The organism is Kitasatospora sp. NPDC001175 (assembly GCF_053598215.1).
In genome coordinates this window covers 38041-49885 of record NZ_JBSFJU010000041.1, presented here as the reverse complement: position 1 = coordinate 49885, position 11845 = coordinate 38041, and the positions used below count along the sequence as shown (strand labels likewise).

Here is an 11845-nt window from a genome sequence, read left to right as displayed (position 1 = left end):
GCGTTCGGACTGACTGGGACGATGTGTCCAATCCGGTTTGCCGTTCGGGACCCATACCCTCGGTTCTGGCTCCATGGCCGTGGGGCACAGAGGTTGACGAGGGAGAGGGCCGGTACGACTGTGACCACCACCCATGAGTTCTGGCTGGCCGGCCGCCGGGCGTCCGGCGACGGGGACTTCGAGGTCCGGCATTCGTTTGACGGCAGCCTGGTCGGCAAGGTCAGCGTCCCCACCGACGCGCAGGTCGAGGAGGCCGTGGCCGCCGCCACCGCCGCCCTGCCGGTCTTCGCCGCGACCCCGGCGCACGTCCGTGCCGCCGCGTTGGACCACGTGTCCAAGCGCCTGGCCGAGCGCACCGAGGAGATCGCCCAGCTGATCACCGCCGAGAACGGCAAGCCGATCAAGTGGGCCCGTGGCGAGGTCGGCCGTGCCGTCTCGGTGTTCCGCTGGGCCGCCGAGGAGGCCCGCCGGACCAACGGCGAGACCATGCGGCTGGACACCGACCCGGGGGGTGTGGGCCGTTTCGCGCTGATCCGCCGCTTCCCGCGCGGTGTGGTGCTGGGTATCGCCCCGTTCAACTTCCCGCTGAACCTGGTCGCCCACAAGGTCGCCCCGGCGATCGCCGTCGGCGCCCCGATCATCCTCAAGCCGGCCCCGGCCACCCCGCTGTCCGCGCTGCTGCTGGGCGAGATCCTGGCCGAGACCGACCTGCCGGCGGGCTCCTGGAGCGTGCTGCCGGTGCCGAACGAGAAGATGCCCGCCCTGGTCCAGGACGAGCGGCTGCCGGTCATCTCGTTCACCGGCTCCGACAAGGTCGGCTACCAGATCATGGATTCGGTGCCGCGCAAGCACGTCACCCTGGAGCTCGGCGGCAACGCGGCCGCGGTCGTGCTGGCGGACTACTCCTCCGAGGCCGACCTGGACTGGGCGGCCACCCGGATCGCGATGTTCTCCAACTACCAGGGCGGCCAGTCCTGCATCTCGGTGCAGCGCGTGATCGCCGACGCCGCGGTCTACGACACGCTGGTGGAGAAGGTCGTGGCCAAGGTCCAGGCCCAGGTGACCGGTGACCCGAAGGACGACGCCGTGGACGTCGGTCCGCTGGTGGACGAGAACGCCGCCAAGCGGGTCGAGTCCTGGGTCGAGGACGCCGTCGCCAAGGGCGCCAAGGTGCTCACCGGCGGCACGCGCGACGGAGCGGCCTACGCCCCGACCGTGCTGGCCGACCTGCCCGCCGACGCGATCCTGGCTCGCGCCGAGGTCTTCGGCCCGGTGCTCTCGCTGCACAAGGTGGACGGTGTGGACGAAGCCTTCGCCGCCGTCAACGACTCCGCGTTCGGCCTGCAGGCGGGTGTCTTCACCCACGACCTGCAGACCGCCTTCCGGGCCCAGCGCGAGCTGGAGGTGGGCGGCGTGATCATCGGCGACGCCCCGTCCTTCCGTGCCGACCAGATGCCGTACGGCGGGGTCAAGGACTCCGGTGTCGGCCGCGAGGGCATCAAGTACGCCATGGACGACTTCACCTACGAGAAGGTCATGGTCCTCACCGGCCTGGACCTCTGAGAAGTCCTGCGGACAGCCCGTCACCGCGGTGCGGTGGCGGGCTGTCCCACTGTCCGGGCGGCCCGTCGGCCGGGCGCCCGCGGGACAGGACACAATGGACCGCATGAACTCGCTCGCTCACCCGCAGCTGCACTTCACCCCGGTCGTGAAGGACCCCTCCGGACCCCGGGAACTGGTGATCCTCGGCTCCACCGGCTCGATCGGCACCCAGGCGATCGACGTGGTGCTGCGCAACCCCGACCGGTTCAGGGTGGTCGCCCTCTCGGCAGCCGGCGGACGGGTGGAACTGCTCGCCGAGCAGGCGATGCGGCTCGGCGTGCACACCGTGGCCGTCGCCCGCGAGGACGCCGTGCCCGCGCTGCGCGAGGCGCTGGCGGCCAAGGCCCAGGGCCGCCCGCTGCCGCAGATCCTGGCCGGACCGGACGCGGCCACCGAGCTGGCGGCCGTCGAGTGCCACTCGGTGCTGAACGGGATCACCGGGTCGATCGGGCTGCGCCCCACCCTGGCCGCGCTGCGGGCCGGGCGGGTGCTGGTGCTGGCCAACAAGGAGTCGCTGATCGTCGGCGGGCCGCTGGTGAAGGCGCTGGCCAAGCCGGGCCAGATCGTGCCGGTGGACTCCGAGCACACCGCGATCTTCCAGGCGCTGGCCGGCGGCAGCCGGGCTGAGGTCCGCAAGCTGGTGGTCACCGCCAGCGGCGGCCCGTTCCGCGGCCGGACCCGGGAGCAGCTGGCCGCCGTCACCCCGAAGGACGCGCTGGCCCATCCGACCTGGGCGATGGGCCCGGTGATCACCATCAACTCGGCCACCCTGGTGAACAAGGGCCTTGAGGTGATCGAGGCGCACCTGCTGTACGACGTCCCGTTCGACCGGATCGAGGTCGTGGTCCATCCGCAGTCCATCGTGCACTCGATGGTGGAGTTCACGGACGGCTCAACGCTGGCCCAGGCCAGCCCGCCGGACATGCGGATGCCGATCTCGCTCGGCCTCGGCTGGCCGGACCGGGTGCCGGACGCCGCCCCCGGGTGCGACTGGACCAAGGCCGCCAGCTGGGAGTTCTTCCCGCTCGACAACGAGGCGTTCCCGGCGGTGGAGCTCGCCCGTGAGGTGGGTACGCTCGGCGGGACGGCTCCGGCCGTCTTCAACGCCGCCAACGAGGAGTGCGTCGAGGCCTTCCTGAACGGCCGCCTCGCCTTCACCGGGATCGTGGACACCGTGGCCAAGGTGGTCGCCGAGCACGGCACCCCGGCGCCGGGAACTTCCCTCACGGTCGAGGACGTCCTCCACGCGGAGGACTGGGCCCGCGCCCGGGCCACCGAGCTGGCGGCAGGCTGAACACCACGGACGGCGGGCGGAGCGGCATGACGGAGGACGGGCAGTGACAACAGCGGCGATGTGGGTGCTCGGCATTCTGCTCTTCCTGGTCGGACTACTCTTCTCGATCGCCTGGCACGAGCTGGGCCACCTATCCACAGCCAAGATCTTCGGCATCCGGGTGCCGCAGTACATGGTCGGCTTCGGGCGGACCGTCTGGTCGCGCCGCAAGGGTGAGACCGAGTACGGCATCAAGGCGATCCCGCTCGGCGGGTACATCCGCATGATCGGGATGTTCCCGCCGGGGCCGGACGGCCGGATAACCCAACGGAGCAGTTCCCCCTGGCGCTCGATGATCGAGGACGCCCGGGAGGCGTCCTACGAGGAGCTCCAGCCCGGTGACGAGGACCGGCTGTTCTACACCCGCAAGCCCTGGCAGCGGGTGATCGTGATGTTCGCCGGCCCGTTCATGAACCTGATCCTCTCGGTGGCGCTCTACCTGGCCCTGTTCATGGGCATCGGGATGCAGACGGCGGTGCCGACCATCAGCACCGTCAGCGAGTGCGTGGTCCCGGCCGGGGTGGCCACCGACACCTGCCCGAAGGACGCCCCGAAGTCCCCGGCCAACGCCGCCGGGCTCAGGCCGGGCGACACCGTGCTCGCCTTCGACGGTGACCGGATCAGCACCTACAAGCAGCTCCAGGCGGACATCCGCAAGTCGCCGGGCAAGACCGTGACCATCCTGGTCGAGCGCAAGGGCGAGCAGATCCCGCTCACCGCCACCCTCACCAGCAACGCGGTCAACCCGGTCGACAAGGACGGCCTCCCGGTCAAGGGCGCGCCCGTCAAGGCCGGGTTCCTCGGCTTCTCGCCGGCCACCGGTGTGGCGCACCTGAGCCTGGGCCAGAGCGTCGACCAGATGACCACCATGGCCAGGCACGGCATCTCCTCGCTGGCCGAACTGCCCGGCAAGATCCCGGGCCTGTGGCACGCCATCGTCGGCCACGACCCGCGCCCGGCGGACTCCCCGATGGGCATGGTCGGCGCCGCGCGGCTCGGCGGCGAGGTCTTCGCGATGAACATCCCGGCCACCCAGCAGCTCGCCTTCATGGTCCAGCTGCTCGCCGGGATCAACCTCTCGCTGTTCCTGTTCAACATGCTGCCGCTGCTCCCGCTGGACGGCGGCCACATCGCCGGTGCCCTCTGGGAGTCGCTGCGCCGCAAGGTCGCCGGGCTGTTCCGCCGGCCCGACCCGGGCCCGTTCGACGTGGCCAAGTTGATGCCGGCCGCGTACGTGGTGGCGGGAATCTTCATCTGCTTCACGGCGCTGGTGGCGGTGGCCGACGTCGTCAACCCCGTCAAGCTCAACTAGCCCCTGGCTGACTGGCCGAATGTGCCCGGGGCACGGGCCGTGGCGTACCTTGGTGGCCGGGTGTGCGGTTGTCGGCACACCCGGCCCGGCCGTTCGTGCGGTCGGCCGACCACATCTGACCCCTTGGGAACCCTGCGCACATGACCGCGATCTCGCTCGGTATTCCGTCCCTGCCGCTCAAGCCGCTCGCCAAGCGCCGGTACTCCCGGCAGATCATGGTCGGCAACGTCCCGGTCGGCGGCGACGCCCCGGTCTCGGTGCAGTCGATGACCACCACCGTCACCTCCGACATCAACGCGACGCTGCAGCAGATCGCGCAGCTGACCGCCTCGGGCTGCCAGATCGTCCGGGTCGCGGTGCCCTCGCAGGACGACGCCGACGCGCTGCCGATCATCGCCAAGAAGTCGCAGATCCCGGTGATCGCCGACATCCACTTCCAGCCGAAGTACGTCTTCGCGGCGATCGACGCCGGCTGTGCCGCGGTACGCGTCAACCCGGGCAACATCAAGGCCTTCGACGACAAGGTCGGCGAGATCGCCAAGGCCGCCAAGGACGCCGGGATCCCGATCCGGATCGGCGTCAACGCCGGTTCGCTGGACAAGCGCCTGCTGGAGAAGTACGGCCGGGCCACCCCCGAGGCGCTGGTCGAGTCCGCGCTCTGGGAGTGCTCGCTGTTCGAGGAGCACGACTTCCGCGACATCAAGATCTCGGTCAAGCACAACGACCCGGTCGTGATGATCAACGCCTACCGCCAGCTCGCCGCCGCCTGCGACTACCCGCTGCACCTCGGCGTCACCGAGGCGGGCCCGGCCTTCCAGGGCACCATCAAGTCGGCCGTCGCCTTCGGCGCGCTGCTGGCCGAGGGCATCGGCGACACCATCCGGGTCTCGCTCTCCGCCCCGCCCGCCGAGGAGATCAAGGTCGGCATCCAGATCCTGGAGTCGCTCGGCCTGCGCGAGCGCGGCCTGGAGATCGTCTCCTGCCCGTCCTGCGGCCGCGCCCAGGTGGACGTCTACAAGCTGGCCGAGGAGGTCACGGCCGGCCTGGAGGGCATGGAGGTGCCGCTGCGCGTCGCCGTCATGGGCTGCGTCGTCAACGGGCCGGGCGAGGCCCGCGAGGCCGACCTGGGTGTCGCCTCCGGCAACGGCAAGGGCCAGATCTTCGTCAAGGGCCAGGTCATCAAGACCGTCCCCGAGTCGAAGATCGTCGAAACGCTGATCGAGGAGGCCATGAAGCTGGCCGAGCAGATGCAGGCGGAGGGTGTCGAGAACGGTGCGCCCGTCGTGGTCGCCGGTGAGTGATCCGTTCTGACCGCCGCGGGGCCGTCCGGCCACGGACGGCCCCGCGGCATGCCCCTTCGGACCGGCCGGGCAGGGTGCCGGGACCGGGCGCCCCGGGCCGTGCCCGTGCGACCGAACCGGCCGGAGCGGGGCCGGGCGAGTTCGATTGGTGAGGTGCCTGTGCTCGATCGTGGTGTGATGCTCCCCGGGCCGTTCCAGGTCGCCCGAGCCCTTGCCGCCACCCGGATCCTGGACACCGCGGATCTCGACGCCGCCCTGGAGATCCTGCACCGCGACCCGGTGGCCAACGCGTTCGTCGCCACCCGGGTCGAGGCCGTCGGGCTCGACCCCTGGCGGCTCGGCGGTGAGATGTGGGGCTGGTACGACCAGGACGGCCAGCTGGAGTCGCTCTGCTACGCCGGGGCCAATCTGGTGCTGGTGAACGCGGGGCCGGAGGCCGTCCGGGCCTTCGCCGAGCGGGCCCGTCGTCAGGGCCGCCGCTGCTCCTCGATCGTCGGACCGGCCGAACCCACCGCCGCCCTCTGGGCGCTGCTGGAGCGCAGCTGGGGGACACCCCGCGAGGTCCGCGCCCACCAGCCGCTGCTCTCCACCACCGAGCCCGCCACCGAGGTGGCCCCCGATCCGCTGGTCCGCCGGGTCAGGAAGAACGAGATCGAGACCCTGATGCCCGCCTGCGTGGCGATGTTCACCGAAGAGGTGGGCATCTCCCCGCTGGCCGGCGACGGCGGTCTGCTCTACCAGGCCCGGGTCGCCGAACTGGTCGCCGGCGGGCGGTCGTTCGCCCGTTTCTCGGAGGACGGCGAGGTGGTCTTCAAGGCCGAGATCGGTGCCGTGACGGCCGGAGCCTGCCAGATCCAGGGGGTCTGGGTGGCGCCCGAGCACCGCGGGCGGCGGCTCTCCGAGACCGGCATGGCCGCCGTACTGGACTTCGCGCTGCGCGAGGTCGCGCCGGTGGTCTCGCTGTACGTCAACGACTTCAACGTCCGGGCGCGGGCGGCCTACCACCGGGTCGGCTTCCGCGAGGTCGGCGCCTTCATGAGCGTCCTGTTCTGAGCGAGTTCCGCTCGGGCCCCAGGTTTTCGGATCAACAGGCCCGAGCAGGTCACCGGGTGGGGACGGTAGTAGTAACGTCCCGGTCGTGACTCCTCCCCGCCGGCCGAAGCCGCGGGCCTCAAGCGAGCCTGGCGGCCGGCCCCGGCCAAGTCCTGCCCGCTGCCGAAGGGCGGGGCCTGAGCGTTCGGGCCGGCCGCCTCGCTCCGCGGCGCCTCGCCAAGGATTCGATTCCCCCGCCGGCCGAAGCCGGTGGTCCCCTCGAAGGAAGGTCCGATGGAACAGCTCACCGAGGTGACGATCGAGGCCATCGACCTGGCCGCCTGGGCGCCGTACGCGCTGGACGTGCAGGCGGTCGCCTTCGGGCTGCGGCCCGAGGAGGTGGCGGTCCGGCTGCAGATCGTGGCGCGGCACGCCCAGCAGCCCGGGGTGATCGCGCTCGGCGCGCTCAGCGAGGGCCGGCTGGTCGGCTTCGGCTACGGCATGCCCAACCGGCGCGAGCACTGGTGGAGCACGGTGATCGAGCCCTACCTGGCCGCGCGCGGGCACGACGACTGGCTGGACGGCGTGTTCGCCGTGACCGAGCTGCACGTGCTGCCCGGGTTCCAGGGCCGCGGCATCGGCAGTTCGCTGATCCGCACCCTGTGCGAGCGCTCCGGGCTGCCACGCAGCATCCTCTCGGCGATCGACGCGGAGACCCCCGCCCGGCGGCTCTACCGCTCGCTCGGCTACCGGGACCTGGCCCGGCAGGTGCTCTTCCCGAACACCGCCCGCCCGTACGCGGTGATGGGCGCGTCGCTGCCGCTGCTGCCCCCCGGTCAGAGCCAGGAGGCGAACTCCAGGTAGAGCTCGGCGCTCGCGGTGTCGCCGTGCTCCAGGCTGCGCAGCCCGGCACCGACGGTGCGGAACAGGGTCCAGCCGCGCAACCGCTCGTGGTCCACCTCGACCGCGTCGGCGAGCTGGTGGAGGCGGCGGCGGGCGGCGGCGCGCGGGCCGGGGGAGCCGACCAGGGTGTCCATCCGGTCCTGGGCCAGCCAAGCGAGGTCCCAGGCGCGTTCGCCCACCAGTGGTTCGGGATTGACGGCCAGCCAGGGGGCCCGGTCGGCCGCCAGCACGTTGCCGTGGTGGAAATCGCCGTGCAGCAGCAGGTGTTCGGATTCGCCGGCCAGCAGTCCGGCGGCCGTCTCCAGGGCCTCGTCGACCAGCGGCCGGGTGTCCACGGCCACGGGCAGGTCCCGGCGGCGGCGCAGCTCCGCGGTCTGCTCGCCGGCCCGCTCGGCGACCGAGGAGAACGGGTTCCCCTCGGCCGGCGGCACCCACAACCGCTGGAGCAGGCTGGTGGCCTCCACCATCGCCTTGGCCTCCGCGAGCGAGCGGAGCGGGATGTCGCCGTGCAGCCGTTCCAGCAGCAGCACCCCGGCGGCCGGGTCGGCGTCCAGCAGCAGGACGGCGCTGCGGCCGGCCCAGTGGCGCAGGGCCGCGTGCTCGTACGCCGTGGCGGGGGTGACCGGCTGGGCCTTGAGGACGGCGAGCGAGTCGTCCGGACGGCGGACGTAGGCGATCAGGCTGAGGCGTCCGCCGGGGTCGGCGATCCGCTCCAGGGTGAGGTTCCAGCGGGCGGTGTGCTCGTGGACGGTCTCCGGGAGGGCGGACAGCCAGGCTTCGCCCGCGGCGCCGGCGGTGGCCAGGGCGGTCGCCGTCAGACGTTCGGGGATGGTGAACTGCCCTGGTACTGGCGACATGCTGGGCCTCTCGCTCGGGTGCTTCCCCGTGTGGTGACTGCCAGCCCATTGTCGGCCATCGGGTCGAAACAGCTGGTCAGGCGCAGCCGTCAAGGGGGCCGGGTAGCTCCTCGGAGGCATCTGCCGCGGCGCTCCGGCGGTGCGCGAGCCGCCCGCCGCGCCCCGGCGGTTGCCCTGGCGCCGCTACCCGGGCAGGCCCGGGAGGGCGGAGAGGTCGGCGCCCCAGTGGGTGGCGCGCAGGGCGGTGTCGCGCAGGGCGGTGGCGGCACGGTCGCGCAGCGGTCCGGTGGTGGCGGCGACGAGGTCGGCGTAGACGCCGGTGAGCTGGGTCTCGACGTGGGCGGCGAGCCGTCCGGCGGTGGCGGCGTCGGTCACCTGGAAGGGCAGGCGGTAGCCGGGGGCGGCGGCGGTCGGGGTCGCGCCGCCGGCGCCGAGCAGCCGCTGCCAGCCGTCGCGCTCGGCCTCGTGGACGGCGTACGTGGCGTAGGCGTCCTGGCGCTGCTCTCCGGCGGGCAGCCAGGCACCGACCACGCCGTACCCGTAGACGGCGGCGTGCTCGGCGGCCAGCGCGTTCTGCAGCGCGGCGGCGGAGGCGCCCGGCAGCGGTGCGGGGCTTTTGGAGACGGCCGGGCCGGACGCGGCGGCCCGGGCCGAGGACGAGGGGGCGGGTGCCGGGACGGTGATCGGGCCGGTATCGCCGAGCGCGGCCGCGTGCAGCGCGTCCGAGGCCGACACGGCGGCCAGCAGCTTGGCGAGGGCGGGTGAGGCGGTGTCCAGGTCCGCGAGCCGGGCGCCCGCGGCCTGCCGCTCGGCGGTGGCCAGGGCGGCCACCGAGTTCACCGCACTGCCGGTCGGCCGGGTGCTGGGCGGGACGGCCCCGCCGGCGGCGGAGCCGCTGCCGGAGGGGGTGCCGGCGGGGGAGGTGCTGCCGGCAGGGGAGGGGAGTCCTGAGGCCAGGGCGGTGCGGTGGGCGGCCAGGTCGGCGCGGAAGGTCCGCAGCCGGTCCGCCTGGGCGGCACCGGGGCCGGCCAGCACCGCGTCGTAGTCGGCGAGCAGGGTGTCGGTGGTGGCCACCGCCCGGGCCCGCAGCGGCAGGTCGGGGTCGGGCCGGGCCTCACGGGTGCCGCCGGTTCCGTCGGTGCCGCCGCCTCCCGTGCAGCCGCAGAGGACCAGGGCGCCGGTGAGTACGCCGAGGACCAGCAGGGTCCGCCGGTTGGAGGACGGCATCGTCGTGCTCCCGCGGGGTCAGGGGGTGTGGTGGCATGGGAGACGGCGCCCCCCGTGTCGTGAATCATTACAGAATCGACACGGCAGCCGGTCGTGATCACCGCCGCGACGTCAATGTGATGTTGCTCGCAACCCGGTCGGGCAGCTGCCCGGCAACAGGGTGCACCTGGGGGGTCGCGCTGCTCGGCGGAATCGGCGGTTTCGGGGTTGACCGGCTAGGCTTCGCGTTGACTTAAGCACCTACCGACAACAGCAGACGCGGCCGAGGAGTCACCCGGATGAGCACCACCCCCACTGACCGGCTGCGCGCGTTGCTGGAGCCGCTGGCCGCCGAGGCCGGACTCGACCTCGAGGAAGTCAAGGTCGCCCAGGCGGGTAGCCGTCGCCAGGTGCAGATCGATGTGGACGCCGAGGGCGGTGTCGATCTCGACGCGATCGCCGAGTTCAGCCGGCTGGTGGGCCAGGCGCTGGACGACTCCGACGTGATGGGCGACGCCCCGTACCTGCTGGAGGTCGGCTCGCCGGGCGTCGAGCGCCCGCTCACCCTGCCGCGCCACTGGAGCCGGGCCGAGGGCCGGCTGGTCAAGGTCAAGCTGGCGGACGGCGGCGAGATCGTCGCCCGGGTGCTGTCGGCGGACGAGGACGGCGCACTGGTCGAGGTGCAGCCGGTCAAGGGCCGCGGCAAGGCCAAGGAGCGCCGGCTGGAGTACACCGAGGTCGCCAAGGCCCGGGTCCAGGTCGAGTTCAACCGCAAGGACGACGAGAAGCTCCTGGACGAGGCCGAGGACCTCGCGGCGGACGACACCGACGACGCCTCCGACGACTGACGCGCAGGCTGAACCATGTACGTGATGAAAGAAGAGGAGGCGTAGCCGTGGACATCGACATGAGCGCCCTGCGTGGGCTGGTTACCGAGAAGGGCGTTCCGTTCGACCTGCTGGTCGAGTCGATCGAGTCGGCCCTTCTCATCGCCTACCACCGCACCGAGGGCTCCCGCCGCCGGGCCCGGGTCGAGCTGAACCGCAAGACCGGCCACGTCACCGTGTGGGCCCTGGAGGACCCGTCGGAGCTGGAGGAGGGCGTCGAGCCCAAGGAGTTCGACGACACCCCGAGCGGCTTCGGCCGGATCGCCGCCTCCACCGCAAAGCAGGTCATCCTGCAGCGGCTGCGCGACGCCGCGGACGACCAGACCTTCGGTGAGTACGCGGGCAAGGAGGGCGACATCGTCACCGGTGTCGTCCAGCAGGGTAACGATCCGAAGAACATTCTGGTCGACATCGGCAAGCTGGAGGCCATCCTCCCGCCGCAGGAGCAGGTCCCGGGCGAGGACTACAAGCACGGCACCCGGCTGAAGTGCTACGTGGTGGCGGTCCGCCGAGGTGTCCGCGGTGCCTCGGTGACGCTCTCGCGCACCCACCCCAACCTGGTGAAGAAGCTCTTCGCCCTGGAGGTCCCGGAGATCGCCGACGGCAGCGTCGAGATCGCCGCGATCGCCCGCGAGGCCGGCCACCGCACCAAGATCGCGGTCTGGTCCCGCAAGCCGGGTCTGAACGCCAAGGGCGCCTGCATCGGTCCGATGGGGGGCCGGGTGCGCAACGTGATGTCCGAGCTGCACGGCGAGAAGATCGACATCGTCGACTGGTCGGAGGACCCGGCCGAGATGGTCGCCGCCGCGCTGTCCCCCGCCCGGGTGACGAAGGTGGAGATCGTCGACTACAACCAGCGCTCCGCCCGGGTGATCGTTCCCGACTACCAGCTGTCGCTGGCCATCGGGAAGGAAGGCCAGAACGCCCGCCTCGCGGCCCGTCTCACCGGCTGGCGGATCGACATCCGGCCGGACACCGAGGCTCCCGCCGGGGAATCTTCTGCCGAGTAGTGAACGTTATAGCTGCCCTGCTGTGATCGATGGGGCGGCGCCATGTCCCTTCGGAGGGGTAGACTTGAGCGCGTCTGGCCGGACGCATGTCCGTGCATGCCCTGAACGCACCTGCGTGGGCTGCCGCAAGCGAGCGGCCAAACACGAGCTGTTGCGTGTCGTGGCGATCGAGGGCGTGTGCGTCCCCGATCCGCGCGGCGCACTGCCGGGGCGGGGTGCGCATCTGCACCCCGACCTGGCCTGCCTCGACCTCGCGGTACGTCGACGGGCGTTCCCCAGGGCCTTCCGGCTCCAGGGCGTGCTCGACACCGATGCTCTGCGCGCGTACGTCGGCGAGCGGGCAGGCGAGACCTCGGCGCCCTGAGTTCTCAGGCGCGGCGAAGCACCACAGCAATGCGTAGT

Annotated in this window: 11 protein-coding genes; 9 read left to right on the top strand and 2 right to left on the bottom strand. The window is 72.1% G+C overall.

Annotated features, from left to right (window positions below):
* The first annotated feature begins 120 nt into the window (after window positions 1-120).
* From ACWDAK_RS26120 to ACWDAK_RS26095, 6 genes are all read left to right on the top strand, one after another.
* On the top strand, window positions 121-1563 hold the full coding sequence (locus tag ACWDAK_RS26120) for an aldehyde dehydrogenase family protein (protein WP_427395388.1): 1443 nt from the start codon (window positions 121-123) through the stop codon (window positions 1561-1563).
* Between the two features lie 103 nt (window positions 1564-1666).
* Window positions 1667-2896 carry a 1-deoxy-D-xylulose-5-phosphate reductoisomerase gene (dxr, locus tag ACWDAK_RS26115; protein ID WP_344640493.1) on the top strand — a complete coding sequence of 410 codons (1230 nt, stop codon included), beginning with the start codon at window positions 1667-1669 and terminating at the stop codon, window positions 2894-2896.
* Window positions 2897-2954: 58 nt separating this feature from the next.
* Window positions 2955-4247 carry a M50 family metallopeptidase gene (locus ACWDAK_RS26110; RefSeq protein ID WP_344640510.1) on the top strand — a complete coding sequence of 431 codons (1293 nt, stop codon included), beginning with the start codon at window positions 2955-2957 and terminating at the stop codon, window positions 4245-4247.
* 140 nt (window positions 4248-4387) lie between these two features.
* Window positions 4388-5548 (top strand): flavodoxin-dependent (E)-4-hydroxy-3-methylbut-2-enyl-diphosphate synthase, encoded by a 1161-nt coding sequence (ispG, locus tag ACWDAK_RS26105; protein WP_344640492.1) that lies wholly within the window; start codon window positions 4388-4390, stop codon window positions 5546-5548.
* Between the two features lie 177 nt (window positions 5549-5725).
* Window positions 5726-6601 carry a GNAT family N-acetyltransferase gene (locus ACWDAK_RS26100; protein WP_344640509.1) on the top strand — a complete coding sequence of 292 codons (876 nt, stop codon included), beginning with the start codon at window positions 5726-5728 and terminating at the stop codon, window positions 6599-6601.
* A 273-nt stretch (window positions 6602-6874) separates the two neighbouring features.
* Window positions 6875-7444 carry a GNAT family N-acetyltransferase gene (locus tag ACWDAK_RS26095; RefSeq protein WP_344640491.1) on the top strand — a complete coding sequence of 190 codons (570 nt, stop codon included), beginning with the start codon at window positions 6875-6877 and terminating at the stop codon, window positions 7442-7444.
* On the opposite strand, the gene ACWDAK_RS26090 is transcribed toward ACWDAK_RS26095, so the two are convergent.
* Together ACWDAK_RS26090 and ACWDAK_RS26085 are read right to left on the bottom strand one after the other, a co-directional pair.
* Window positions 7417-8340: an aminoglycoside phosphotransferase family protein gene (locus ACWDAK_RS26090; RefSeq protein ID WP_344640490.1), complete on the bottom strand. Its 924-nt coding sequence runs from the start codon at window positions 8338-8340 to the stop codon at window positions 7417-7419. The genes ACWDAK_RS26095 and ACWDAK_RS26090 overlap by 28 nt on opposite strands.
* A 183-nt stretch (window positions 8341-8523) precedes the next feature.
* Window positions 8524-9567 carry a ferritin-like domain-containing protein gene (locus ACWDAK_RS26085; RefSeq protein ID WP_344640489.1) on the bottom strand — a complete coding sequence of 348 codons (1044 nt, stop codon included), beginning with the start codon at window positions 9565-9567 and terminating at the stop codon, window positions 8524-8526.
* A gap of 278 nt (window positions 9568-9845) precedes the next feature.
* Here ACWDAK_RS26085 and rimP point away from each other — a divergent pair, with 278 nt between their 5' ends.
* The 3 genes from rimP to ACWDAK_RS26070 all read left to right on the top strand — a co-directional run bounded on the left by rimP (window position 9846) and on the right by ACWDAK_RS26070 (window position 11807).
* The gene (rimP, locus tag ACWDAK_RS26080) at window positions 9846-10394 is read left to right on the top strand and encodes a ribosome maturation factor RimP (protein ID WP_344640488.1); all 549 of its coding nucleotides are present in this window, start codon (window positions 9846-9848) and stop codon (window positions 10392-10394) included.
* Between the two features lie 47 nt (window positions 10395-10441).
* Window positions 10442-11443, top strand: coding sequence for a transcription termination factor NusA (gene nusA / locus ACWDAK_RS26075; protein ID WP_344640487.1), 1002 nt, complete (start codon window positions 10442-10444; stop codon window positions 11441-11443).
* Between the two features lie 64 nt (window positions 11444-11507).
* Entirely contained in the window at window positions 11508-11807 is a 300-nt protein-coding gene (locus tag ACWDAK_RS26070; protein WP_344640486.1) for a YlxR family protein, read from the top strand.
* The last annotated feature ends 38 nt before the right edge of the window (window positions 11808-11845 follow it).

What these genes read in the sequence shown, in the direction of transcription:
- dxr (WP_344640493.1), top strand. Translation starts at nt 1,667, where the DNA reads ATGAACTCGCTCGCTCACCCGCAGCTGCACTTCACCCCGGTCGTGAAG.
- ACWDAK_RS26110 (WP_344640510.1), top strand. Translation starts at nt 2,955, where the DNA reads ATGTGGGTGCTCGGCATTCTGCTCTTCCTGGTCGGACTACTCTTCTCG.
- ispG (WP_344640492.1), top strand. Translation starts at nt 4,388, where the DNA reads ATGACCGCGATCTCGCTCGGTATTCCGTCCCTGCCGCTCAAGCCGCTC.
- ACWDAK_RS26100 (WP_344640509.1), top strand. Translation starts at nt 5,726, where the DNA reads ATGCTCCCCGGGCCGTTCCAGGTCGCCCGAGCCCTTGCCGCCACCCGG.
- ACWDAK_RS26095 (WP_344640491.1), top strand. Translation starts at nt 6,875, where the DNA reads ATGGAACAGCTCACCGAGGTGACGATCGAGGCCATCGACCTGGCCGCC.
- ACWDAK_RS26090 (WP_344640490.1), bottom strand. Translation starts at nt 8,340, where the DNA reads ATGTCGCCAGTACCAGGGCAGTTCACCATCCCCGAACGTCTGACGGCG.
- ACWDAK_RS26085 (WP_344640489.1), bottom strand. Translation starts at nt 9,567, where the DNA reads ATGCCGTCCTCCAACCGGCGGACCCTGCTGGTCCTCGGCGTACTCACC.
- rimP (WP_344640488.1), top strand. Translation starts at nt 9,846, where the DNA reads ATGAGCACCACCCCCACTGACCGGCTGCGCGCGTTGCTGGAGCCGCTG.